The organism is Pseudomonas sp. VI4.1, assembly GCF_002029345.1.
In the GTDB taxonomy this organism is placed as follows: Bacteria; Pseudomonadota; Gammaproteobacteria; order Pseudomonadales; family Pseudomonadaceae; genus Aquipseudomonas.
This window is the reverse complement of the sequence record NZ_MULM01000154.1, coordinates 21,534-43,652: the sequence shown is the minus strand read 5'-3', so window position 1 is coordinate 43,652 and position 22,119 is coordinate 21,534. Positions and strand designations below refer to the sequence as shown.

The 22,119-nt window shown below is 61.3% G+C and carries 18 protein-coding genes and 3 pseudogenes; 12 read left to right on the top strand and 9 right to left on the bottom strand.

From position 1 onward, the window contains the following. Positions 1-18: 18 nt before the first annotated feature. The 6 genes and pseudogenes from pcaH to pcaC all read left to right on the top strand — a co-directional run bounded on the left by pcaH (position 19) and on the right by pcaC (position 5,345). Positions 19-723: a protocatechuate 3,4-dioxygenase subunit beta gene (gene pcaH, locus BZ163_RS15930; protein ID WP_128871708.1), complete on the top strand. Its 705-nt coding sequence runs from the start codon at positions 19-21 to the stop codon at positions 721-723. A 1-nt stretch (position 724) separates the two neighbouring features. Further along, positions 725-1,291 carry a protocatechuate 3,4-dioxygenase subunit alpha gene (pcaG, locus tag BZ163_RS15925; protein ID WP_128871707.1) on the top strand — a complete coding sequence of 189 codons (567 nt, stop codon included), beginning with the start codon at positions 725-727 and terminating at the stop codon, positions 1,289-1,291. Between the two features lie 131 nt (positions 1,292-1,422). Next, complete coding sequence (locus BZ163_RS15920) at positions 1,423-2,727, top strand: MFS family transporter (protein WP_128871706.1); 1,305 nt, start codon at positions 1,423-1,425, stop codon at positions 2,725-2,727. A gap of 45 nt (positions 2,728-2,772) precedes the next feature. Beyond that, positions 2,773-4,139 (top strand): annotated as a pseudogene (locus tag BZ163_RS15915) (3-carboxy-cis,cis-muconate cycloisomerase). An 11-nt stretch (positions 4,140-4,150) separates the two neighbouring features. Then, positions 4,151-4,942, top strand: coding sequence for a 3-oxoadipate enol-lactonase (pcaD, locus tag BZ163_RS15910; protein ID WP_128871705.1), 792 nt, complete (start codon positions 4,151-4,153; stop codon positions 4,940-4,942). A gap of 10 nt (positions 4,943-4,952) precedes the next feature. Continuing rightward, complete coding sequence (gene pcaC, locus BZ163_RS15905) at positions 4,953-5,345, top strand: 4-carboxymuconolactone decarboxylase (RefSeq protein WP_128871704.1); 393 nt, start codon at positions 4,953-4,955, stop codon at positions 5,343-5,345. A gap of 201 nt (positions 5,346-5,546) precedes the next feature. Here pcaC and BZ163_RS15900 read toward each other — a convergent pair whose 3' ends face one another. The 4 genes and pseudogenes from BZ163_RS15900 to BZ163_RS15885 all read right to left on the bottom strand — a co-directional run bounded on the left by BZ163_RS15900 (position 5,547) and on the right by BZ163_RS15885 (position 13,023). Further along, positions 5,547-6,806, bottom strand: coding sequence for an OprD family porin (locus BZ163_RS15900; RefSeq protein ID WP_128871703.1), 1,260 nt, complete (start codon positions 6,804-6,806; stop codon positions 5,547-5,549). Between the two features lie 435 nt (positions 6,807-7,241). Beyond that, positions 7,242-8,702 (bottom strand): efflux RND transporter outer membrane subunit EmhC, encoded by a 1,461-nt coding sequence (gene emhC, locus BZ163_RS15895; RefSeq protein WP_128871702.1) that lies wholly within the window; start codon positions 8,700-8,702, stop codon positions 7,242-7,244. Continuing rightward, a pseudogene (gene emhB / locus BZ163_RS15890) lies at positions 8,702-11,862 on the bottom strand (efflux RND transporter permease subunit EmhB). The gene emhC and the pseudogene emhB overlap by 1 nt, the downstream one beginning before the upstream one ends. 3 nt (positions 11,863-11,865) lie before the next feature. Then, on the bottom strand, positions 11,866-13,023 hold the full coding sequence (locus BZ163_RS15885) for an efflux RND transporter periplasmic adaptor subunit (RefSeq protein ID WP_128871701.1): 1,158 nt from the start codon (positions 13,021-13,023) through the stop codon (positions 11,866-11,868). 264 nt (positions 13,024-13,287) lie between these two features. Between BZ163_RS15885 and emhR the strand changes: the two genes are divergently transcribed. After that, positions 13,288-13,920 carry an efflux system transcriptional repressor EmhR gene (gene emhR, locus BZ163_RS15880; RefSeq protein ID WP_128871700.1) on the top strand — a complete coding sequence of 211 codons (633 nt, stop codon included), beginning with the start codon at positions 13,288-13,290 and terminating at the stop codon, positions 13,918-13,920. 248 nt (positions 13,921-14,168) lie between these two features. Here the strand turns inward: emhR and BZ163_RS15875 are convergent, their stop codons facing one another. After that, positions 14,169-14,654, bottom strand: a complete 486-nt coding sequence (locus tag BZ163_RS15875; protein ID WP_128871699.1) for an N-acetyltransferase — start codon at positions 14,652-14,654, stop codon at positions 14,169-14,171. Positions 14,655-14,794: 140 nt separating this feature from the next. Between BZ163_RS15875 and BZ163_RS15870 the strand changes: the two genes are divergently transcribed. From BZ163_RS15870 to BZ163_RS15860, 3 genes are all read left to right on the top strand, one after another. Further along, complete coding sequence (locus tag BZ163_RS15870; protein ID WP_128871698.1) at positions 14,795-15,220, top strand: nuclear transport factor 2 family protein; 426 nt, start codon at positions 14,795-14,797, stop codon at positions 15,218-15,220. A gap of 99 nt (positions 15,221-15,319) precedes the next feature. Next, positions 15,320-15,664: a YciI family protein gene (locus BZ163_RS15865; protein WP_095630900.1), complete on the top strand. Its 345-nt coding sequence runs from the start codon at positions 15,320-15,322 to the stop codon at positions 15,662-15,664. A gap of 102 nt (positions 15,665-15,766) precedes the next feature. Continuing rightward, positions 15,767-17,002, top strand: coding sequence for an RNA polymerase sigma factor (locus BZ163_RS15860; RefSeq protein ID WP_128871697.1), 1,236 nt, complete (start codon positions 15,767-15,769; stop codon positions 17,000-17,002). A gap of 110 nt (positions 17,003-17,112) precedes the next feature. On the opposite strand, the gene BZ163_RS15855 is transcribed toward BZ163_RS15860, so the two are convergent. Further along, positions 17,113-17,967, bottom strand: coding sequence for a LysR family transcriptional regulator (locus BZ163_RS15855; RefSeq protein ID WP_128871696.1), 855 nt, complete (start codon positions 17,965-17,967; stop codon positions 17,113-17,115). Between the two features lie 87 nt (positions 17,968-18,054). Between BZ163_RS15855 and BZ163_RS15850 the strand changes: the two genes are divergently transcribed. Continuing rightward, positions 18,055-18,492: a multidrug/biocide efflux PACE transporter gene (locus BZ163_RS15850; protein WP_128871695.1), complete on the top strand. Its 438-nt coding sequence runs from the start codon at positions 18,055-18,057 to the stop codon at positions 18,490-18,492. Positions 18,493-18,736: 244 nt separating this feature from the next. On the opposite strand, the gene BZ163_RS15845 is transcribed toward BZ163_RS15850, so the two are convergent. Continuing rightward, positions 18,737-19,495 (bottom strand): SDR family NAD(P)-dependent oxidoreductase, encoded by a 759-nt coding sequence (locus BZ163_RS15845; RefSeq protein WP_128871694.1) that lies wholly within the window; start codon positions 19,493-19,495, stop codon positions 18,737-18,739. 119 nt (positions 19,496-19,614) lie between these two features. Here BZ163_RS15845 and BZ163_RS15840 point away from each other — a divergent pair, with 119 nt between their 5' ends. After that, a complete protein-coding gene (locus tag BZ163_RS15840) occupies positions 19,615-20,511 on the top strand; it encodes a LysR family transcriptional regulator (RefSeq protein ID WP_128871693.1) in 897 nt (298 codons plus the stop codon). A gap of 138 nt (positions 20,512-20,649) precedes the next feature. On the opposite strand, the pseudogene BZ163_RS36440 reads toward BZ163_RS15840, so the two are convergent. Beyond that, positions 20,650-20,840, bottom strand: a pseudogene (locus BZ163_RS36440) (inorganic phosphate transporter); the annotation flags it as partial. Between the two features lie 232 nt (positions 20,841-21,072). After that, the gene (locus BZ163_RS15830; RefSeq protein ID WP_128871692.1) at positions 21,073-22,095 is read right to left on the bottom strand and encodes a transporter; all 1,023 of its coding nucleotides are present in this window, start codon (positions 22,093-22,095) and stop codon (positions 21,073-21,075) included. Between the last annotated feature and the right edge of the window lie 24 nt (positions 22,096-22,119).

Sequence of the window (22,119 nt, the reverse complement as noted above, 5' to 3'; positions counted from 1 at the left end):
AGAACTGAGGAATGCTCCATGACTGACAAGCCTGGTTACCGTCGCCCGCAGGCGGGCACTCAGCCGGATTACCTGCACCCGGCCTACCAATCCACCAACCGTCGCTCGCCGTCCAAGCCGCTGGTGTTCTTGCCTCATTCGCTGTCGGAAATTACCGGTCCGACCATCGGCGCCGAGCGCATCAACGAGAAGGACAACGACCTGACCGCTCAACACCAGGGCGAACCGCAGGGCGAGCGGATCATCGTTCATGGCCGTGTGCTGGATGAAGACGGCTTGCCGGTACCGGGGATCCTGGTGGAGATCTGGCAGGCCAACGCCGCCGGTCGCTACAACCATGATCGCGACCTGCACGATGCACCGCTGGACCCGAACTTCACCGGTACCGGCCGCACCGTGACCGACGCTGATGGCTGGTACCAGTTCCAGACCGTCAAGCCCGGCGCCTATCCGTGGGGCAACCACCACAATGCGTGGCGTCCGGCGCACATCCATTTCTCGCTGTTCGGCCCGAGCATCCTGACGCGGCTGGTCACCCAGATGTATTTCCCCGGTGACCCGTTGCTGGCTTACGACCCGATCTACAACTGCGTACCGGATACGAGTGCCAAAGAGCGTCTGATCGCCAGTTTCGACCTGGAAAAGACCATTCCTTCCTACGCCCTCGGTTATCGCTGGGACATCGTCCTGCGCGGCCGCGAAGCCACGCCGATGGAGAAATAAGATGACGCTGAACGCGACCACGTCCCACACCGTCGGGCCGTACTATCACATTGGCCTGACCTGGCTGAACCGCGAAAACCTGACCGTCGAGCAAACCCTGGGTGAGCGCGTGGCGATCACCGGGCAGGTCATCGATGGCAACGGCGATGTCGTCAACGACGCCATGCTGGAAGTCTGGCAGGCCAACGCCGCCGGCAAGTACGACCACCCCGAAGACGATCAGGACAAACCCCTGGACCCGAACTTCGAAGGCTTTGGCCGCGTGCCGGTGGATGCCGAGGGGCGTTTCCGCTTCACCACGATCAAGCCGGGCACGGTGCAAGGCCTCAAAGGCACGACCCAGGCGCCGCACCTGGTGGTCCTGGTGTTCGCCCGTGGTCTGGTCAAGCACTTGCTGACGCGAATCTACTTCGATGGCGAGCCGGCCAATGTGGCTGATTCGTTGCTTGAATGCGTACCTGCCGAGCGCCGCGATACCTTGCTGGCGAAGAAGGATGCATCGGGTGTTTATCAGTGGAACGTGATTTTGCAAGGGACTGATGCGGAGACGGTGTTCTTCGATTATTGAGAGAACACCATCAATCCTGTGGGAGCGGGCAAGCCCGCTCACACAGGGGTTGTGTATTGCTAAAGCTTCTGTGGAACGGGACTGTTGCAAATTGTGTCTAGACTCTGACAGTCCCCAAAGAGTGAATACCCATGACTACCCCCACCGCTATTCCAGCGCACTACACCGGTGAAGAGCGCAGCAAACGGATCTTTGCAATTGTCGGTGCCTCGTCGGGCAACCTCGTCGAATGGTTCGACTTCTACGTCTACGCCTTTTGTGCAATCTATTTCGCGCCAGCGTTTTTTCCTTCCGACAACCCCACGGTACAGCTGGTCAACACCGCTGGCGTGTTCGCCGCCGGGTTCCTGATGCGACCGATCGGCGGCTGGATTTTCGGCCGGGTCGCGGACAAGCACGGGCGCAAGAATTCGATGTTGATCTCGATTCTGATGATGTGCTTCGGTTCGTTGCTCATCGCTTGCCTGCCGACCTACAAGGACATCGGCGTCTGGGCGCCGATCATGCTGCTGTTCGCCCGCTTGTTGCAGGGCTTGTCGGTGGGCGGCGAGTACGGCACCACGGCGACCTACATGAGCGAAGTCGCCCTCAAGGGCCAGCGCGGTTTCTTCGCCTCGTTCCAGTACGTGACGCTGATCGGCGGGCAGTTGCTGGCGGTGTCGCTGGTGGTCATCCTGCAACAGTTCCTCACCGAGGACGATCTGCGTGCCTACGGCTGGCGGATACCGTTTGTGGTCGGTGCGGCGGCAGCGTTGGTTTCGCTATTCCTGCGTCGTTCGCTCAAGGAAACTACCAGCAAGGAAATGCGCGACAACAAGGACGCCGGCAGCATCCGTGCCCTGTTCCGTGACCACAAGGCCGCGTTCATTACCGTGTTGGGTTACACCGCCGGTGGTTCGCTGATTTTCTACACCTTCACCACGTATATGCAGAAGTACCTGGTGAATACCGCAGGCATGCATGCCAAGACGGCCAGCTACATCATGACCGGCGCGCTGTTCCTGTATATGTGCATGCAACCGTTTTTCGGCATGCTCGCGGACAAGATCGGCCGTCGTAAGTCGATGCTCTGGTTCGGCGCCCTCGGTACCTTGTGCACCGTGCCGATCCTGTTGAGCCTGAAAAGCAACACCAATCCGTTCCTGGCCTTTGTGCTGATTACCCTGGCGCTGGCGATCGTCAGTTTCTACACGTCTATCAGCGGTCTGGTCAAAGCCGAGATGTTCCCGCCAGAAGTGCGCGCGTTGGGCGTCGGCCTGGCGTATGCGGTGGCGAACGCGATCTTCGGCGGGTCCGCGGAGTATGTAGCCTTGAGCCTCAAAGCCGTGGGCATGGAAAACTCCTTCTACTGGTATGTGACGGTGATGATGGCGGTGGCGTTCCTGTTCAGCCTGCGCCTGCCGAAGCAGCCGAAATATTTGGAACACGATCTTTGATTTTTACCCGTGGGCCTGACCGGCCCACGCCTTCAGGGACTGTTTATGAACCAGCGACCGGGCAATCATTTGTTCGATGCTTATTTCACTGCCCGCGATATGCGTGACGTGTTCTGCGATCAGGGCCGGGTCCAGGCCATGCTCGATTTCGAAGCGGCACTGGCCCGGGCCGAGGCGCGGGTCGGGTTGATTCCGCCGACTGCGGTCGCACCGATCGAAGCGGCTTGTCGGGCCGAGCATTACGACTTCATTGCCCTGGGTGAGGCGATTGCCACGGCGGGCAATTCGGCGATTCCGCTGGTCAAGGCACTGGGCAAGCAGATCGCCAGGCACGATGCCGAAGCCGAGCGCTTTGTGCATCTGGGCGCGACCAGTCAGGACGTAATGGACAGCGGCCTGGTCCTGCAACTGCGCCGCGCGCTGACGTTGATTGAAAACGATCTGGCGCAACTGGGGGCAACCCTCGCGAGCCAGGCCTTGCGTTACAGCGCCACGCCACTGGCCGGGCGCACCTGGTTGCAACATGCGACGCCAGTCACCCTCGGCATGAAGATCGCCGGCTGGCTCGGCGCCGTGACCCGCAGCCGCCAGCGTCTGCAAGCACTCAAGCCACGACTGCTGGTGCTGCAATTCGGCGGAGCCTCCGGGACACTGGCGGCCCTCGGCGAGCAGGGCGATGACCGGTCGCCGAAGCACTGGCAGCCGAACTGCAACTGGCCTTGCCCGAACAACCCTGGCACACCCAGCGCGATCGCCTGGTGGAATTCGCTGCGGTGCTGGGTTTGATCGCCGGCAGCCTCGGCAAATTCGGGCGCGACATCAGCCTGTTGATGCAGACCGAAGCGGCCGAAGTCTTCGAACCGTCGGCACCGGGCAAGGGCGGTTCCTCGACCATGCCGCACAAACGCAACCCGGTGGGCGCAGCGGTGCTGATCGGTGCCGCGACCCGGGTACCGGGTCTGTTGTCGACTCTGTTCAGCGCCATGCCTCAGGAACACGAGCGCAGCCTGGGCCTGTGGCATGCCGAGTGGGAAACCCTGCCGGAGATTTGCTGCCTGGTGTCCGGTGCGCTGCAGCAGGCGCTGTCGCTGGCCGACGGGCTGGAAGTGGATGCCGATCGCATGGCTCGCAACCTCGACCTGACCCAAGGCCTGGTGCTGGCCGAAGCGGTGAGCATCGTCCTCGCCCAACGGGTCGGCCGCGACACTGCCCATCATCTGCTCGAACAATGCTGTAAGCGCGCCGTGGCGGAACACCGTCACCTGCGCGCGGTACTCGGCGACGAACCGCAAGTGACCGCCGAGCTGTCCGCTGTTGAACTCGATCGTCTGCTGGACCCCGCCCATTACCTCGGTCAGGCCCATACCTGGGTCGAGCGAGCGGTGGCTGAACATTCTGCGTTGACTGCCTGAAGGAGACTGCTGTGGCTTTCGTACAACTCGCCGAGGGCGAACTGAACTACCAACTCGATGGACCGGCCGATGCGCCGGTACTGGTGCTGTCCAACTCGTTGGGTACCGACCTGCACATGTGGGACGCGCAGATTGCGGCGTTCACCGAACAGTTCCGGGTGCTGCGTTTCGATACCCGTGGGCATGGCAAGTCCCTGGTGACGCCGGGGCCCTACAGCATCGAGCAACTGGGCCACGACGTGCTGGCACTGCTGGATGCCTTGCACATCGAGCGCGCGCATTTTTGCGGCCTGTCCATGGGCGGCTTGATCGGCCAGTGGTTGGGGATCAACGCCGGCCAGCGTCTGCACAAACTGGTGGTGTGCAACACCGCGGCGAAAATCGGCGATCCATCGGTGTGGAACCCGCGGATCGACACCGTGCTGCGTGACGGTACGGCGGCGATGGTCGCGCTGCGCGATGCGTCGATTGCGCGCTGGTTTACCCCTGACTTCGCTGAAGCGAACCCGGCTGTCGCGAAGAAGATTACAGACATGCTCGCGGCCACTTCGCCTGAAGGTTACGCGGCGAACTGCGCGGCCGTGCGCGATGCCGATTTCCGTGATCAGCTGGCTTCGATCAAGGTGCCGCTGCTGGTGATCGCCGGTACCGAAGATGCGGTCACGCCGCCGGCCGGCGGGCACTTCATCCAGGAGCATGTACACGGGGCCGAGTACGCCGAGTTCCATGCGGCGCATTTGTCCAACGTCCAGGCCGGCGCTGCGTTCAGCGATAGGGTGCTGGCGTTCCTGTCAGCGAATTAGGGGGAAGGTCGTGGACGAGAAACAACGTTATGACGAGGGCATGCAAGTCCGTCGCGCAGTACTCGGTGATGCCCACGTGGACCGTAGCCTGACCACCCTGACCGAGTTCAACTCGGAGTTCCAGGAGATGATCACCCGCCATGCCTGGGGTGACATCTGGACCCGCCCGGGCCTGCCGCGCCACACCCGCAGCCTGATCACCATCGCTATGCTGATCGGCATGAACCGCGAGGGTGAACTCAAGCTGCACCTGCGCGCCGCTGCCAACAACGGCGTAACCCGTGGCGAGATCAAGGAAGTGATCATGCAGAGTGCAATTTACTGCGGCATCCCGGCGGCGAATGCGACGTTCCACCTGGCGGAGTCGGTGTGGGACGAGTTGGGGGTCGAGTCGCGGGAGTGATTCCGGCGATTTGCAGGGCCTGACCTGGCCCCTTCGCGGGCAAGCCCGCTCCCACAGTTGTCCAGTGTGAACACCAATTTTGTGTTCACCGAAGATCCCCTGTAGGAGCTGGCTTGCCAGCGAAAGCGTGCTATCAGACAACATCTCTGTCGAATGTGCCGCTGCCTTGGCGGGTAAGCCCGCTCCACATTTGACCCGTGTTTACAGCAAGTTGATCGGATAACTGACGATCAACCGGTTCTCATCGAACTCGTTATTGCTGAAATCCCGGCGAATGGTCGAATTGCGCCATTTGACGTTCAGGTCCTTGAACGTTCCGCTTTGTACGGTGTAAGCCAGTTCCGATTCACGCCCCCATTCCTTGCCATCGGTAACGGCGCCGGTGTGCACGTTGTCACCGCTGATGTAGCGGTTCATCAGGGTCAGGCCCGGTATGCCGACGGCAACGAAGTTGTAGTCGTGGCGCAGCTGCCAGGACTTCTCCCTGGCGTTGTCATAGCTGGCGTTATAGCTGTCGTTGGCCAGGGTGCCGCCACTGGTGCCGTTGACCCGCATCCAGGCATTGTCGCCGGTGAGCTTTTGCAGGCCGACGTAGAAGGTGTGGCCGCCGTACTTGGCGGAGAACAGGCCGGACCAGGTCTTGTTGTCCAGCTCTCCGGCCCGGGCGCTGCCGTCATCCTTGCCATGGAAGAAACCGAGGTTGGCGCCCAGGGTCCAGTCGCCGATGGGCTGGCTGTGGGTCACATTCAGGTATTGCTGGCTGTAGATGTCCTTGAGTTCGGCGTTCCACAGGCCGACCTGGGTGCGCTTGTCGTTGAACAGGTACTCGCCGCCCTGGAAGTTGAACCGGTCGGAGGTGAACGCAGCCTGGCCGGTCATCGACATGTCGCTCATGCTGCTGTCGTCCCGCGGGCTGTTGGCGCGGAACTGGCCGCCGTAGAGGGTCAGGCCGGCGATTTCCTTCGAGGTGATCTGGCCGCCACGGAAGGTTTGCGGCAGGGAGCGCCCGTCGTCGGAGCGCAGGATCGGCAGCACCGGCATCCATTCGCCGACCTTGACTTCGGTCTGCGACAGCTTGGCCTTGAACGCCACGTTGGTGCGCCCGAAGTGGTCCGCCGGGCCACCGTCGCTGTCCAACGGCAGCAACTGGCTGCCGCCGGTGCCTTTACCGCCGTCGAGTTTCACCGAATACAACCCCAGCACATCCATGCCGAACCCGACAGTACCCTGAGTAAACCCGGATTTGGCGTCGAGGATGAAGCTTTGCGTCCATTCTTCAGCCTTGCCCTGGGCCCGGGTCGGGTAGGTGAAGTTGCGGTTGATGTAGAAGTTGCGCAGGTTCAGGTTGACCTTGGCGCCTTCGACAAAACCCGATTCCTCGGCCGCGGCGGGCAGCGCCGCACCGGTCAGCGCGATGGCGATCAGGCTGGGAAAAAAATACTGCGCGGTGGAAGGCGTCATGGGCTCGGGTCTCTCTGATTCTTGGGGATGAAGCGTGGCGATGCCGCAACCTGGGGTTGCAGATACAAGATTCGAATTCGAAACGGTGCGGGATCAGCCGGAGAGGGCAGGGCGCTGGGACATGGTGTCGAACCTGTTGTTATTGGTTTTGTGTGGCAAATGGTGCTGTGAATGGACTAGATAGTTCAATTGGGCGAAGCGGGTTTTGGGCGATAATCGAACGTAAGATTGACTGAAGTTTATGTGTTGCTTGCACTGGCCCCTTCGCGGGCAAGCCCGCTCCCACAGGGTCGGTGTCGCACACAAATGTTGTGAACACCGCAGAACCTGTGGGAGCGGGCTTGCTCGCGAACGGGCCAGCAGGGCCAACACACCTTTCCCCGCAGCCAACAAAAAGCCCACCAAAAGGTGGGCTTCAAGTTGTTTACCCCGAGATCAGAACAACTTCAGCTTCGGCGCTTCTTCTTTCTGCGGCTCGACCTTCGCGGTCAGCTCGTTCCAGCCACCCCCCAGCGCCTTGTACAGATTGACCGCACTGGTCAGCTGCGCCAGGCGGTCGGTGATCAGCGCCTGTTGGGCACTGAACAGCTGACGCTGGGCATCCAGGAAGGTCAGGTTGCTGTCGACACCAATGCGATAACGACGCTCGGCCAGACGGTAGTAGTCCTGGTTGGCAGTGACGAAATCACGCTGGGCCTGCAACTGCTCGGTGTAGGTCTGGCGCGCGGCCAGGCCATCGGCGACTTCCTGGAAGGCCGTTTGAATGGACTTCTCGTAGTTCGCCACGCCGATGTCTTTCTGGATTTTCGAGTAATCCAGGCTGGCGCGCAGGCTGCCGGCGTTGAAGATCGGCAGGTTGATCTGCGGCTGGAACAGCCAGGTGCCCGATCCGCCCTTGAACAGGCCGGACAGGTCCGGGCTCAGGGAGCCGGCATTGGCCGTCAGGCTGATGCTCGGGAAGAATGCAGCCCGGGCCGCGCCGATGTTGGCATTGGCGGCCTTGAGGTTGTATTCGGCCTGGAGAATGTCCGGACGACGTTGCAGCAAGTCCGATGGCAGGCCAGGCGGAACGTCGCTCAGCAGTTCGTCGGACAGCGGCTTGGCGGTTTGCAGGTTGGCCGGGATTCCAGTGCCGAGCAGCAGCACCAGGCCGTTTTCATCCTGCGCCACCTGGCGGGTGTACCGGGCCAGTTGCGCCCTGGCGTTTTCCACCGAGGTACGCGACTGGGCCAGGTCCAGGGCCGAGGCCACACCGACTTCGTTGCTGCGCGCGGTGAGCTTCAGGCTCTCCTCGAATGCACCGAGGGTGTCCTGGGTCAGTTTGCGCAGCTCTTTGTCGGCTTGCCAGGTCAGGTAGGCATTGGCGACGTTGGCCACCAGGCTGATCTGCGTGCTGCGGCGGCCTTCTTCAGTGGCGAAGTACTGCTGCAGGGCTTCTTCGCTCAGGCTGCGAACCCGACCGAACAAGTCCAGTTCATAAGCACTGATGCCGACCGTGGCCGAGTAGGAACTGGTGATGCCCGCTTCGCCGGTCTGCGAGGCCCGTGCCGGGACCCGTTGACGGCTGCCGGTGCCATTGGCCGACACCGCCGGGAACAGATCCGCACGCTGGACGCGGTACTGCGCCGCGAAGGCATCGATGTTCAACGCCGCGACCCGCAGGTCGCGGTTGTTTTCCAGGGCGACCTGGATCAGCTGTTGCAGGGCCGGGTCATGGAAAAACTGCTTCCAGCCCTGTTCGGCGGCGGCCTGGGCCGGCGCCTGGGCCGGCGAGTACGCCGGGCCCTGTGGATACTGGCCTGCCACCGGCGCGTCAGGGCGCTGATAGTCCGGTATCAGTGAGCAACCGCTCAGCACGAGGGCGGCGATTGCGATGGAGAGTAGCGACTTGCTCATTAGCCAGCCTCTTTAGAAGGTTCAATCGCGGCATCCTGGTCAGCGGTTTTGCGCTGGCCCATGCCCGACACTGTGACGAAAAACAGGGGGACCCAGAAGATCGCGAGGACCGTGGCCGTGATCATACCGCCAATCACCCCGGTACCGATCGCATGTTGGCTACCTGAACCTGCGCCTGTGGAAATGGCCAGCGGTACCACGCCGAGGACGAAAGCGAGCGACGTCATGATGATCGGTCGCAAACGCATCCGGCAGGCTTCGATCGCTGCATCGCGCAAGCTACGCCCCTGTTCATGCAGTTCCTTGGCGAACTCGACGATCAGGATGGCGTTTTTCGCCGCCAGACCGATGGTCGTCAACAAGCCCACCTGGAAGTACACGTCGTTGGACAAGCCGCGCAGGCTGGTCGCCATCAGCGCCCCGATGATGCCCAGCGGCACCACCAGCATCACCGCGATCGGGATCGACCAGCTCTCATACAACGCCGCCAGACACAGGAACACCATCAGCAGCGACAGCGCATACAGGGCCGGCGCTTGCGAGCCGGACAGGCGTTCCTCGTACGACAGCCCGGTCCAGGAAAGACCGACACCGGCTGGCAGTTTCTTGGCCAGGGCTTCGACTTCGGCCATGGCTTCACCGGTGGAGTATCCGGGGGCCGGGGCCCCGAGGATTTCCACCGCCGCTACACCGTTGTAGCGCGAGAGTTTCGGTGCACCGTAGATCCATTCACCCTTGGCGAAGGCGGAGAAAGGCACCATGGTTCCGCTGGCGTTGCGCACGTACCACTTCTTGAGGTCTTCCGGACTCATGCGCGAGCCGGGCTGACCCTGTATGTACACTTTCTTCACCCGACCACGGTCGATGAAGTCGTTCACATAGCTACTGCCCAGGGCAATCGACAGGGTGTTGTTGATGTCGCTGAGGGTCACGCCCAAGGCGCTGGCCTTCTCATCGTCGATTTCCAGCTGATATTGCGGTTCGTCGTTCAGGCCGTTCGGACGCACTTGCGAGAGGATCTTGCTTTGCGCCGCCATGCCGAGGAACTGGTTGCGCGCTTCCATCAGCTTTTCGTGACCGATACCGGCGCGGTCTTGCAGGAACACGTCGAAACCTGTGGCGTTACCCAGCTCCAGTACCGCCGGTGGCGCGAAGGCGAACACCATGGCGTCACGGAAGGTGAGGAAGTGCTGCTGGGCCCGAGCCGCGACCTTGAATACGCTGTTATCGGCGTTACGTTCGCCCCATGGTTTGAGCATGATGAACGCCATGCCCGAACTCTGGCCACGGCCGGCGAAGTTGAAGCCGTTCACGGTAAACACCGAGGCCACCGCATCGCCTTCACCGCCGTCCTTGCTCGGACGCAGGAGGAATTCACGCATCTCGTCCACCACCACCTGTGTGCGCTGGGCACTGGAGCCGGCGGGGGTTTGCACCTGGGCAAACAGCACACCCTGGTCTTCTTCCGGCAGGACGCCGTTGGAATGCGGGTGAACAGCCAGATCATGCCGACCAGGATGACCAGGTAGGCCAGCAGGTAGGGCGCCTTGTTCGAGAGCATATTGCCCACGCCACGCTCGTAGCTTCTGACACCACGGTCGAAATTGCGGTTGAACCAGCCGAAGAAGCCGCGTTTCGGCGTGCCGTGCTCGCCTTTGGGAATCGGCTTGAGCATGGTGGCACACAGGGCCGGGGTGAAGATCAGCGCAACCAGTACCGACAGGGCCATGGCCGAGACGATGGTGATCGAGAACTGCTTGTAGATCACCCCGGTGGAGCCGCTGAAGAACGCCATTGGCAGCAGTACCGCCGACAGCACCAGGGCAATGCCGACCAGTGCACCCTGGATCTGCCCCATGGATTTCTTGGTGGCCTCCTTGGGCGACAGGCCTTCTTCGCTCATCACCCGTTCGACGTTTTCCACCACGACGATGGCATCATCCACCAGCAAGCCGATGGCCAACACCATGCCGAACATGGTCAGGGTGTTGATGCTGAAACCGAACGCCGCGAGGATCCCGAAGGTACCCAGCAATACGACCGGCACGGTCATCGTGGTGATCACGGTGGCGCGGAAGTTCTGCAGGAACAGGAACATCACCAGGAACACCAGCACGACCGCTTCGACCAGGGTTTCAACCACACCCTTGATCGACTCCTTCACCACGGGGGTAGTGTCGTATGGGAACACCACTTCCATGCCTTGCGGGAAGAACGGCTTGAGGGTTTCGATGGTATCGCGCAGGGCTTTTGCGGTGTCGAGGGCGTTGGCACCGTTGGCCAGTTTCACCGCCAGACCGGAGGCCGGGCTGCCGTTGAACTGGGCGCTGATCGCATAGTTCTCACCACCCAGGCTGACATCCGCCACGTCGCCGACGCGCACTTGCGAGCCGTCCTTGTTGACCTTCAGCAGGATCGCCTTGAACTGCTCGGCCGTCTGCAGGCGGGTCTTGCCGATGATCGTCGCGTTCAGCTGTTGGCCGGCGACCGCTGGCAAACCGCCGAGTTGACCGGACGACACCTGGACGTTCTGCGCCGCGATGGCGGTTTTCACGTCCACCGGGGTCAGGCTGTAGTTGTTGAGCTTGGCCGGATCGAGCCAGATCCGCATCGCGTACTGGGCACCGAAGACCTGGAAGTCACCGACACCGGCGGTCCGCGAGATCGGATCCTGCATGTTCGACACGATGTAGTTGGACAGGTCGTCCTTGGTCATGCTGCCGTCACGCGACACCACGCCGATCACCAGCAGGAAGTTTTTCACTGCCTTGGTCACGCGGATCCCCTGTTGCTGCACTTCTTGGGGCAGCAGCGGGGTGGCCAGGTTCAGTTTGTTCTGCACCTGAACCTGCGCGGTATCGGAGTTGGTGCCCTGCTCGAAGGTCGCGGTAATGGTCATGCTGCCGTCGGAGTTACTTTCCGAGGAGACATAACGCAGGTTATCGATACCGTTGAGCTGTTGTTCGATCACCTGCACCACGGTGTCCTGCACGGTTTGTGCAGACGCGCCCGGGTAGGTCACCTGGATCGCAATGGCCGGAGGCGCAATGCTCGGGTATTGGTTGATCGGAAGTTTGAGGATCGAGAGTGCCCCGACCAGCATGATCACCAGGGCTATTACCCAGGCGAAAATCGGACGGTCGATAAAGAATTTCGACATGATTTACTCCCCTTTGCCGCTGGCAGCCTTGTCAGCTACCTGTGCGGGGGCCGGGCTCTTTGCGCCAACGTTAGTCGCTTCACTGGCTTTGACTTCAATGCCAGGTTTGACGTATTGCAGTCCTTCGGTGATCAGTCGATCACCGGCCTTCAGGCCGTCTTCGATCAGCCATTGGCTGCCCACCGTGCGGCTGGCCTTGAGCTGACGCAGTTCGACCTTGTTGTCCGGGCCGACGACCAGTGCGGTCGGGCTGCCTTTGAGGTCGCGGGTCACGCCTTGTTGCGGCGCGAGGATCGCCGCGCTGTTCACGCCGGCCTGCAACTGGGCGTGGACGAACATGCCTGGCAGCAGGGTGTGGTCAGGGTTCGGGAACACCGCACGCAAGGTCACGGAACCGGTGGTCTGGTCAACCGAGACTTCGGAGAACTCGAGCTTGCCCGGTTGTTTGTACTCACTGCCGTCTTCGAGGGTCAGCTTGACCGCTGCGGCGGTATCGCCAGCCTTTTGCAGGCGCCCGCTTTCCAGTTCGCGGCGCAGTTCAAGCAGCTCCACGGACGACTGGGTCACGTCGACGTAGATCGGGTCGAGCTGCTGAATGACGGCCATGGCGTCGACCTGGCCGTTGGTCACCAGCGCGCCTTCGGTCACCGAAGAACGGCCGATGCGGCCAGAGATTGGCGCATACACCTTGGTGTAACGCACATTGATCTGCGCACTTTGCAGGGTCGCTTCCGCTTGTAGTCGGTTGGCCAGGGCCGTGTCGTATTCCTGGCGGCTGACAGCCTGCTCCTTGACCAGTTGCTGGTAGCGATCGGAGATCGACTTGGTCTGTTGCAGGTTGGCCTGGGCGCTTTTCAGGGTGGCGTCATAAACGGCCGGATCGATCTGATACAGCTGCTGGCCGGCCTTGACGTCGCCGCCTTCCTTGAACAGGCGCTTGAGAATGATGCCATTGACCTGAGGGCGAACTTCGGCGATGCGGAACGCGCTGGTGCGGCCCGGGACCTCGGATGTCAGGGTGAACGCTTGTGGTTGCAGGGTTACGACGCCGACCTGAGGGGGCGCTGCGGCAGGCGCGGCCTCTTCCTTTTTGCATCCGCTAAGCAGTGTTGCCAAGGCGACGGCGGTGACCAGAGCGGTAACAGCTGGCTTGAATTGCATGAAAATCCTCGGGTCAGGCGCGCAAATTGCGCACAAGAAAGGTGGAAGGGTAAAAATTGTGCGCTGAGTGGATAAGTAGCTTGCTAAGTAATATACTTACGTTCATGGTTGTTTGTAAATAGCTGAACCGTGTCACCTTGACGTTACAAAATTTTTTCAAAGGTTCGAATTGTAGGCCGGGGACGACGCCTGAGAGCGCTCGCTCCACTTTTATTCAGCTGATATTCAGACATCGCTGAAGCATCCTGATGAGGTTGTACTGCCATGGTCCGTCGTACCAAAGAGGAAGCTCAAGAAACCCGTAGCCAGATACTCGAAGCGGCCGAACAAGCCTTCTTCGAGCGGGGCGTGGCGCGCACCACGCTGGCGGAGATCGCGACCCTGGCCGGCGTTACGCGCGGGGCCATCTATTGGCATTTCAGCAACAAGGCGGCCGTGGTGCAGGCCATGCTCGACAGCTTGCACGAGCCGCTGGATGACATGGCCAAGGCCAGCGAAAGTGCGGATGAACTCGACCCGCTGGGCTGCATGCGCAAGCTGTTGATTCATTTGTTTCATCAAGTTGCGCTGGACCCGAAGACCCGACGACTCAATGAGATTCTGTTTCATAAGTGCGAATTCACCGATGAAATGTGCGACCTGCGCCAGCAGCGCCGCGCGGCCAGTCTCGATTGCAATGGGCGAATCGCCCTGGCCCTGAGTAATGCAGTGAATCGGGGACAGTTGCCGGAAAACCTCGACACCGTCCGCGCCGCCATCAGCCTGCATGCGTACATTGATGGCATCCTGTACCAGTGGCTGTTGGCGCCCGACAGTTTTGAACTGCACACCGAAGCCGAGCGTTGGGCCGATACAGGGTTGGATATGCTGCGCTTGAGCCCGAGTCTGTGCAAATAAAACAAAATCTATAAATGGAACCGGTTCTGCCAATGCTCGGCAGGGGTGAAGCGTCGTTCCTGGCCCGCGTTGTCGCAACGGGGTGCTTTTATATACGCAGGCTCGCCCGGTTGAAAGGTAACGGGCCAGGTAATTTGTAGGGATTTTGTGTCGAGTGGGTGTAAGAGCGTGACGTCGGCGTGATCGGCGTAGCGCTCTTTTGCATCGGTGGTGTTGCAGTTGCCTGGATCCAGCGCCAGCGCCGACCATCAGAAGATCAGGCCCATTCGCCGTTCATAACCGATCCGGCCCCTGTAGGCCTCGCCGCTGTCGATCCAGCCGAATTTTGCATAAAGCGCGATGGCCGACACGTTGTCGGCATCCACTGACAATTCCAGCCCCTTTATTTCCGGCCAGGCCTGGCGCGCCACCTCGGGCAACGCTTGCAGGCAGGCCTTGCCGTAACCTTTGCCCTGAGCGCGGTGATCCACTTGCAATGCATGCAGGGTCGCGCTGTGTTCGTCGGCCCAGGCCGGCAGCACCGGCGGGCGTTTGAGCAGCAGAAAAGCGACGGGAATATCCCCGGCCAGCAGGGCAAATCCCTTGACCCCCGGGCCAGGCTTTGACAGCAGGGTGTGCAACGCACCGTGGATGTCGCCGGAGAACCTGATTTGGTCTTTGTGAACTTCAATGGCCTCGACCTGCCGGCGCTGGAGCGCGTTCAGGCTTTCGTAAGGCACGAGTCTGGCTGTCACTGGAGTATCCTTTTTCCATTACCGAGATGTTTCGAATTCTAACGAGTTTGTGCCGATGGATTATTTTTATTTCGGTTGTCGATCTGGCGTTTTGCCAGACGACAAAGGGTGTCTTCCAACAAAAACCACGGAGAACCACCATGAACGCGACACACGAGATCCAGACCCTGATCGACACCTATCGTCAGGCGGTCATCGCCAAGGACGTCGAGAAAATCATGGCCCTGTATGCCGAGGACATCGTCTCCTACGATGCCGTCAAGGCCCTGCAATTCCGGGGCAAGGCCGCCTACCGCGCGCATTGGCTGGAGTGCATGGAAATGTGCCAGGGCGCGCACACGTTTGACTTCGACCACACGAACATCGTGGCGGACGAGCATATCGCCTTCGCCCATTGGCTGGCCCATTGCGGTGGCACCAATGACAAGGGTGAAACCCAGGCCTGCTGGATGCGAGTGACCGCCTGTTACCGGCGCGAGGCCGGACAATGGCGCATCGTCCACGAACACTGGTCGGCCCCGTTCGACATGATGAGCGGCACCGCATTATTCAACCTGGAACCCTGATCGTCGGGCGGTTGATCGGCAAACAACGCCAAACCGCCGATCTGCAGCCATAGTTGATCAGTTCGAGCAGGGCAGAGCCTCAAGAAACGGAGAGCGTCCATGAAATACCTATGCCTGGTGTACAGCAACGAGCACGAGTTGCATTCACTGCCCGACAGCCCGAAAGACGCTGAATGCATGGCCTACGCCGAGTCGATCCAGGGCAGTGGCCGGATGCTCGCGGCCGAAGCGCTGGAGTCGGTGCAGACCGCGACCACCGTGCGCATGCGCAACGGGAAAATGTCGATCACCGACGGCCCGTTCGCTGAAACGAAGGAGCAGTTGGCCGGCTTCTACCTGATCGATGCCAAGGACCTCAATGAAGCCCTCCAGGTCGCCGGCAACATCCCGGCGGCCCGGGTGGGCTGTGTCGAGGTGCGCCCCGTTCGCCAGTTGAATCCCTGAACAACCCTCACACACAGGAGCACTGCATGAGCCCGCAACCTTGCAACAAGCAGCCTGGCGGATTCGCGTCAGTGACGTGGGTGCCGCAGGTCTGCCGGACTGATGCCTGACGTCGCGGTGACGGCTCGGGTCGAGCAGGTCTACCGTGAAGACTCGCGGCGGATTCTGGCGACCCTGATCCGCTTGCTCGGCGATTTCGATCTTGCCGAAGAGGCCCTGCACGAGGCGTTTTTCGTCGCGGTCGAGCGCTGGCAGCGTGACGGTGTGCCGGACAATCCACGGGCCTGGCTGGTGTCTGCCGGGCGCTTCAAGGCCATTGATGTGTTGCGCCGGCGCGCGCGCTTCAACGCGTCCCGGCCGCTGTTGATCGCGCAACTGGAGGCGCTGGAGCAGGCCGACTGGAGTGACGAAGACGTGGAAGACGACCGCCTGCGCCTGATCTTTACCTGCTGTCACCCGGCACTGGCGGCGGACGCCCAGGTGCCGTTGACCCTGCGGGAAGTCTGCGACCTGACCACCGAAGAAATCGCCCGGGCCTTCCTCTCGGCACCGGCCACCATTGCCCAGCGCATCGTGCGGGCCAAAGCGAAAATCCGCGACGCGAAAATCCCCTATCAAGTGCCGACCCTCGCCGAGTTGCCCGAACGTCTGGACAGCGTGCTGCGGGTGATTTACCTGGTATTCAACGAAGGGTACTCGGCGTCCATCGGCGCCGAATTGACCCGAGAGGATTTGACCCGCGAAGCGATAAGGCTGGGCCGGTTGCTGGTCGAGTTGCTGCCGGAGCCGGAGGTGATGGGCCTGCTGGCGTTGATGCTGTTGCATGAGTCGCGGCGCCTGGCCCGGACCTCGGCCAGTGGCGAGTTGATTGTGCTGGATGAGCAGGACCGTTCGTTGTGGGATGCCGGGATGATCGCCGAAGGTTGCGCGCTGGTGGAACAGGCACTGACAACCCGGCGTTTCGGGCCTTATTGCCTGCAGGCGGCGATCGCGGCGGTGCATGCCGAAGCGCCGAAGGCGGGGGAGACGGACTGGCCGCAGATTGTCGGCCTGTATGACGTGCTGTTGCAGGCCATGCCTTCACCGGTGATCGAGCTGAACCGGGCCGCGGCACTGGCCAAGCGGGATGGCCCGTTGGCGGGTTTGACCCTGGTTGAAGGGATTCTGCAGCGGGGGGAGCTGCTCGATTACCACTTGGCGCATTCGGCTCGAGCCGAATTCTGTCGGCAGTTGGGACGGGTGGATGAAGCGCGGGCGGCGTATGAGCGGGCGCTTGAGTTGACGCAACAGTTGCCGGAGCGGCGGTTTATCGAGGGGCGGCTCAAGGGGTTGGAGTGAGGTGATCCCTCGGGCCCTTCGCGGGCAAGCCTCGCTCCTACGGGGCCAGGTCAATCACAAGATGGGCTCGATCCTGTAGGAGCGAGGCTTGCCCGCGAATGGCCGCGCCGCTATTCCAGCATCTTGCCGATCAACCAGCTCCCCGCCGGCCCCGGCGGATGCAACCGCGACCATAGCGCATCCACCGACACGGTCTTCGGCCAACCGCGCACCTGAATCTCCTGCAGCGACCCCGCGCCAAAGCGTTCCACCAACCACCGGGGCAACGGCGCCCAACCGAACCCGCCCTGGGCCATTTCCAGCAGCATCAGGTAGCTCGGCGCCGACCAGACACGCCCCTTCGCCCGGCTTTCATAGGGATTGACGATGGTCGCCAGACGCAATTCGCGATGCTGCTGCAGCACGTCCTGATCCACCTTTGCCATGGCCGCCAACGGATGCGCGGGCGCGACGAACAGCGCGATTTCCGTGCGTTCGTCCACCGTCGAACTGGCCAGGTCCGGTGGGTAGCTGTCTTGCCGCTCGGCGAAGGCGACATGGGCGCGACCGCTTTGCACCAGCGCCACCAGGTCATCGCATTCGGCAATCAGGCATTCCAGTTCCAGGTCCGGATAACGCTGTTCGAAGGTGCTCAGTGCCGCTTCGAACCGGTCGGACTGGTAGGTGTCGGACAGCGCCACCGTCAGCTTCGCCTCGATCCCCTGGGACAATTGGCTGGCAGTCATTTCCAGGCGGCTGGTGGCCGCCAGAATCGCCTCCGCCCGCTGCAATACCACATGCCCGGCCGGCGTCAGGCCGGGCTTGCGACTGCTGCGATCGAACAAGGTCAGGTTCAGGTCGATCTCCAGGCTGGCCACGGCCGCGCTGATGGTCGACTGACTGCGGCCAAGCTTGCGTGCCGCCGCGGAAAACGAGCCTTGGGTCGCCGCCTGGACGAACGCCAGCAACACTTCGTGAGAGGCCATGAACTATCGCCCTGATCGATGGTTATTGGTTATGAAGTATCGATGGGATGACGGACCATGGCAACACAGTCACGCAGGAGTCTGGTCATGAACGCCAACAAATCCATTACAGAACGTATTTTCCAAGCCATTGGTTTTGAACTGCTGGCGGTGCTGATCTGTACCCCGTTGCTCGCCTGGGTCATGGACAAACCGATGCTGGAGATGGGGGTGGCGACCCTGGCTATCGCTGCCTTGGCCCTCGCCTGGAACGTGGTCTTCAACGGCTTGTTCGATCGCGCGCTCAAACGTCTCACCCTTGCGCGCAACGCCTGGGTACGTGTCGTGCACGCATTGCTGTTTGAAGGCGGGCTGGTCGCCGTCGGCGTGCCGCTGATTGCCTGGTGGCTGAATGTCAGCCTGTGGCAAGCGTTCCTGCTGGACATCGGTGTGCTGCTGTTTTTCCTGCCGTATACCTATGTTTATCACTGGGCGTATGACGTGGTGCGTGAGCGTGTGGTCATGCGCACCTCTTGCGAAGGATAAAAGCCAAGATCGCAGCCTGCAGCAGCCCCTACACCGATCAGGTACAACCACTACAATTGCGGATGTACCCGATTCCTGTAGGCGCTGGCTTGCCAGCGAAGGCGGCCTCGAGCCATGCCGCGCCCATGAAGACGCCTTCGCCGGCAAGCCGGCTCCTACAGGTTTGGTGTTGACCACAAACCATTAGTACGCAGGTCAACAAGGAACTGCCGCAGGCTGCGATCTTTTGATCCTGGCGGTCTGCTTACAAAAACATCCCCCCCGAAGCCTCGATCCGCTGCCCGTTGATCCACTGGCCACCCGGCGCCATCAGTAACGCAATGGCCGCGCCGATGTCGTCCGGCTGGCCGACACGACCCAGCGCGGTATTGCTGGCGACCAGTGTGTTCACCTGCGCGTTGTCGCGCACCGTACCGCCGCCGAAATCGGTTTCGATCGCGCCAGGTGCCAAGGTATTCACTGCAATGTTACGCGCACCCAGCTCCTTGGCCTGGTAGCGCGTCAGCACTTCCATGGCACCTTTCATGGCCGCGTAGGCGCCGTAACCCGGCATGCTGAAGCGGGTCAGACCGCTGGAAACATTGAGAATGCGTCCACCGTCAGCCAGCAGCGGCAACAGCTTCTGCGTCAGAAAAAACGGCCCCTTCAGATGGATGTTCATCAGCAGATCGAACTGGGCGACGGTGGTGTCGACGAAGTTCGCATTCACGCCGATGCCTGCGTTGTTGATCAAAAAGTCGAACTGCTGACGATCGAAATGCTGTTGCAGGACATCGGCGACCTGAGTGGCGAATTCGGCGAAGCCTTCACTCTGTCCAACGTCGAGTTGCAGCATCGCGGCGCGACCGCCGAGACTTTCGATGTGCGCCACCAAGGCGTGCGCCTCTTCGGCGCGGCTGTTGAAAGTGCCGATGATGTCGACGCCCTGGGCGACCAGATGCAGCGCTGCGTTTTTGCCAAGGCCACGGCTGGCGCCGGTGATCAATGCGATTTTACGGTTCATGGGACTTCCTCAAGCGCGGTGAGTGATGGCGTGAAGGAAGTTTATTTATCCGCAGCACAGTGATAAACAGAGCTGAATCGGAATCACTGGTCGGTTAAATCGGACAATAGGGGCGACCCATGAACAAGCTGGAACTGCTGCGCACCTTTGTGCGTGTCAGCGAGATGTCGAGTTTTACCCTCGCCGGTGAAAGTCTGGGCTTGCCCCGGTCTACGGTCTCCGACCACGTCCAGGCCCTCGAAACGCTGCTGGGCACGCGCCTGCTGCAACGCACCACGCGCAAGGTCCAGGCAACCCAGGACGGCATCGTGTTGTACGAACGCAGCAAGGACTTGCTGTCGCACATGGACGAAATCGAGGGGCTGTTTCGCCAGGATGCGGCTGCGCTCACCGGGCGCATCCGCATCGACATGCCGAATATTCTGGCCCGTCGCGTCGTGATGCCGCGCCTGCCCGAATTCATGGCGCAGCACCCCCATCTGGAGCTGGAAATCAGCAGCACCGACCGCCGGGTCGATTTGCTCGGTGAAGGTTTTGATTGTGTGGTGAGGGTCGGCGCGCAGCCGGATCAATCGGTGGTCGCCCGCCACTTGTGCGACTTTGTCATGGTCAACTGCGCCAGCCCGGCTTATCTGCAACGCTATGGTGTGCCTGAACGACTCGAAGACCTGGCGCACCATCGGCTGGTGCATTACGTCGGTGTCCTGGGTTCGCGCCCGGAAGGTTTTGTGTACGAGGTGGACGGGCAGTCGCATCAAGTGCCGATGGCGGGCAGCGTCACGGTCAACAGCACCGATTGTTACGAGTCGGCGTGCCTGGGTGGTTTTGGTTTGATCCAGGCGCCGCGGGCGGGCATGACGCCGCACCTGCTCAGCGGTGAGCTGGTGGCGGTATTGCCGCAGTTCAACGCGCCGTCCCTGAGGGTTTCACTGCTGTATGCCCGGCAACGGCATTTGCCGTTGCGGGTCAGGGCGTTCATGGATTGGTTGGGGCAGGTGATCCTGCCAACCACCTGAGCACCACCTCCCCCCTGTAGGAGCTGGCTTGCCAGCGAAAGCGGTGGATCAGCCGACATATTTATTGCCTGAACGGACGCCTTCGCTGGCAAGCCAGCTCCTACAGGGGGTTATGTGGTGGTCAGATAATTTGGGTGACGGTGGCGGAGCGTCGCCCACCGGGGCCTTGTACAGCGCGCGATTCTTGACGAAAACCCGCAAGGCAGCAGCAACAGCGCGGCGAAGCCGAAGCCGACCAGCGGCGACAGCAATAGCGCATAACCGATCTTGGTCGCCTGTGCCCAGTCCACGCCGCTGGTGCCGTCGTGGCCATGCATCAGGCTGTTGGCCGTGAACAACAATCCGATGGCCAGCACCGTGAAAAAATCACAATGGTCAGCAGGCCGGGTTTTTTGTCGAGCTGCGGTTTGGCGCTGCTGGTGGGCGCCCGGGCGGCGGTGAAGGCAGGAGTAGCCATGGCGGACAATCCTGAGGAGGCGAGGAGTGTTTGTCATGACCATTGCTAAATATTACAGAGAGGTTGCGTTGGGTCAGGGTTTGGGCGTTTTGCGGGCTGTCTGATTAATAATCCTGACGCTTGCGAAACGCCCAGCGCCCGGCGATCACCGTGAAGGTCGCGACCAAAGCCACCAGGATCCAGAACCCCTCTGGGTCACCGGAAAGCGGCACCCCACCGACATTCATGCCAAAAAAACCGGCAATGATGTTGATCGGCAGCGCCAGCACTGTGACCACAGTCAGCGTAAACAAGGTGCGGTTGCTCTGTTCGTTGAGGTTGGCGGCGATTTCTTCCTGCAACAGCTTGATCCGCTCCCCCAGTGCCGTGAGGTCGTTGATGATCAGCGCAAACTCCTCGGTGGATTTGCGCAACTCCTTCACGTCCTCTTTCTGCAACCACTGGGGCGGGCGATTGAGCAACCGCAGCAGCGAGCCGGGTTCCAGCGCCAGCAGACGTTGCAGGCGCACCAGCACCCGGCGATTGGCGCCCAGCTCGGCCCGGTTGGTCGACAGTCGCGACGACAGCAACTCATCCTCGACCTGGTCGACACTGAGGCTGGTCTTGCGCACGATCTGCGTCAGCACTTCGCCCTGATCGCGCAGCAAATGCACCAGCAGTTCCAGCGGCGAGCGGAAGCACTCGCCGGCCTTCACCGACGAGCGCAATTTATCCACCGAATGCAGCGGTTGCAGGCGCGCGCTGATGATCAGCCGGCTGCGGGCGCAGACCCACAGCGTCGACACATCGGACGACACCATGCTGCTGAGGTTGAAGACCACATCGTTGACCACCGCCAGCAACGCTGAATCGACGTGCTCGATGCGCGTCGAACGCGAGCCTTCATGCAGTGCCTCGAAAAACTCTTCGGGCAATCGCAGATGGTTTTTCATCCAGCGCTCGCACGCGGCATGGGCGAGGTTGAGGTGCAGCCAGAGAAATTCATCGCTGTCGTCCGGCTGTTGCAGGCACTGCAAAGCGCTGGCCGAATCGATTTCCCTGCCACGTTCGCCGGGGCGAAAACGGAAACCGTACAGCAGACCGAACAGGTCCGGATCGCGGTGGCTTTGGTCGATGCTGTGGTTCATGGAGGCTCGCTGTGAGGAGGCGCC

What these genes read in the sequence shown, in the direction of transcription:
- pcaG (WP_128871707.1), top strand. Translation starts at nt 725, where the DNA reads ATGACGCTGAACGCGACCACGTCCCACACCGTCGGGCCGTACTATCAC.
- BZ163_RS15855 (WP_128871696.1), bottom strand. Translation starts at nt 17,967, where the DNA reads ATGGCCTCTCACGAAGTGTTGCTGGCGTTCGTCCAGGCGGCGACCCAA.
- emhR (WP_128871700.1), top strand. Translation starts at nt 13,288, where the DNA reads ATGGTCCGTCGTACCAAAGAGGAAGCTCAAGAAACCCGTAGCCAGATA.
- BZ163_RS15830 (WP_128871692.1), bottom strand. Translation starts at nt 22,095, where the DNA reads ATGAACCACAGCATCGACCAAAGCCACCGCGATCCGGACCTGTTCGGT.
- BZ163_RS15870 (WP_128871698.1), top strand. Translation starts at nt 14,795, where the DNA reads ATGAACGCGACACACGAGATCCAGACCCTGATCGACACCTATCGTCAG.
- BZ163_RS15845 (WP_128871694.1), bottom strand. Translation starts at nt 19,495, where the DNA reads ATGAACCGTAAAATCGCATTGATCACCGGCGCCAGCCGTGGCCTTGGC.
- BZ163_RS15860 (WP_128871697.1), top strand. Translation starts at nt 15,767, where the DNA reads ATGCCTGACGTCGCGGTGACGGCTCGGGTCGAGCAGGTCTACCGTGAA.
- pcaH (WP_128871708.1), top strand. Translation starts at nt 19, where the DNA reads ATGACTGACAAGCCTGGTTACCGTCGCCCGCAGGCGGGCACTCAGCCG.
- BZ163_RS15920 (WP_128871706.1), top strand. Translation starts at nt 1,423, where the DNA reads ATGACTACCCCCACCGCTATTCCAGCGCACTACACCGGTGAAGAGCGC.
- emhC (WP_128871702.1), bottom strand. Translation starts at nt 8,702, where the DNA reads ATGAGCAAGTCGCTACTCTCCATCGCAATCGCCGCCCTCGTGCTGAGC.
- BZ163_RS15865 (WP_095630900.1), top strand. Translation starts at nt 15,320, where the DNA reads ATGAAATACCTATGCCTGGTGTACAGCAACGAGCACGAGTTGCATTCA.
- BZ163_RS15840 (WP_128871693.1), top strand. Translation starts at nt 19,615, where the DNA reads ATGAACAAGCTGGAACTGCTGCGCACCTTTGTGCGTGTCAGCGAGATG.
- BZ163_RS15850 (WP_128871695.1), top strand. Translation starts at nt 18,055, where the DNA reads ATGAACGCCAACAAATCCATTACAGAACGTATTTTCCAAGCCATTGGT.
- BZ163_RS15885 (WP_128871701.1), bottom strand. Translation starts at nt 13,023, where the DNA reads ATGCAATTCAAGCCAGCTGTTACCGCTCTGGTCACCGCCGTCGCCTTG.
- BZ163_RS15900 (WP_128871703.1), bottom strand. Translation starts at nt 6,806, where the DNA reads ATGACGCCTTCCACCGCGCAGTATTTTTTTCCCAGCCTGATCGCCATC.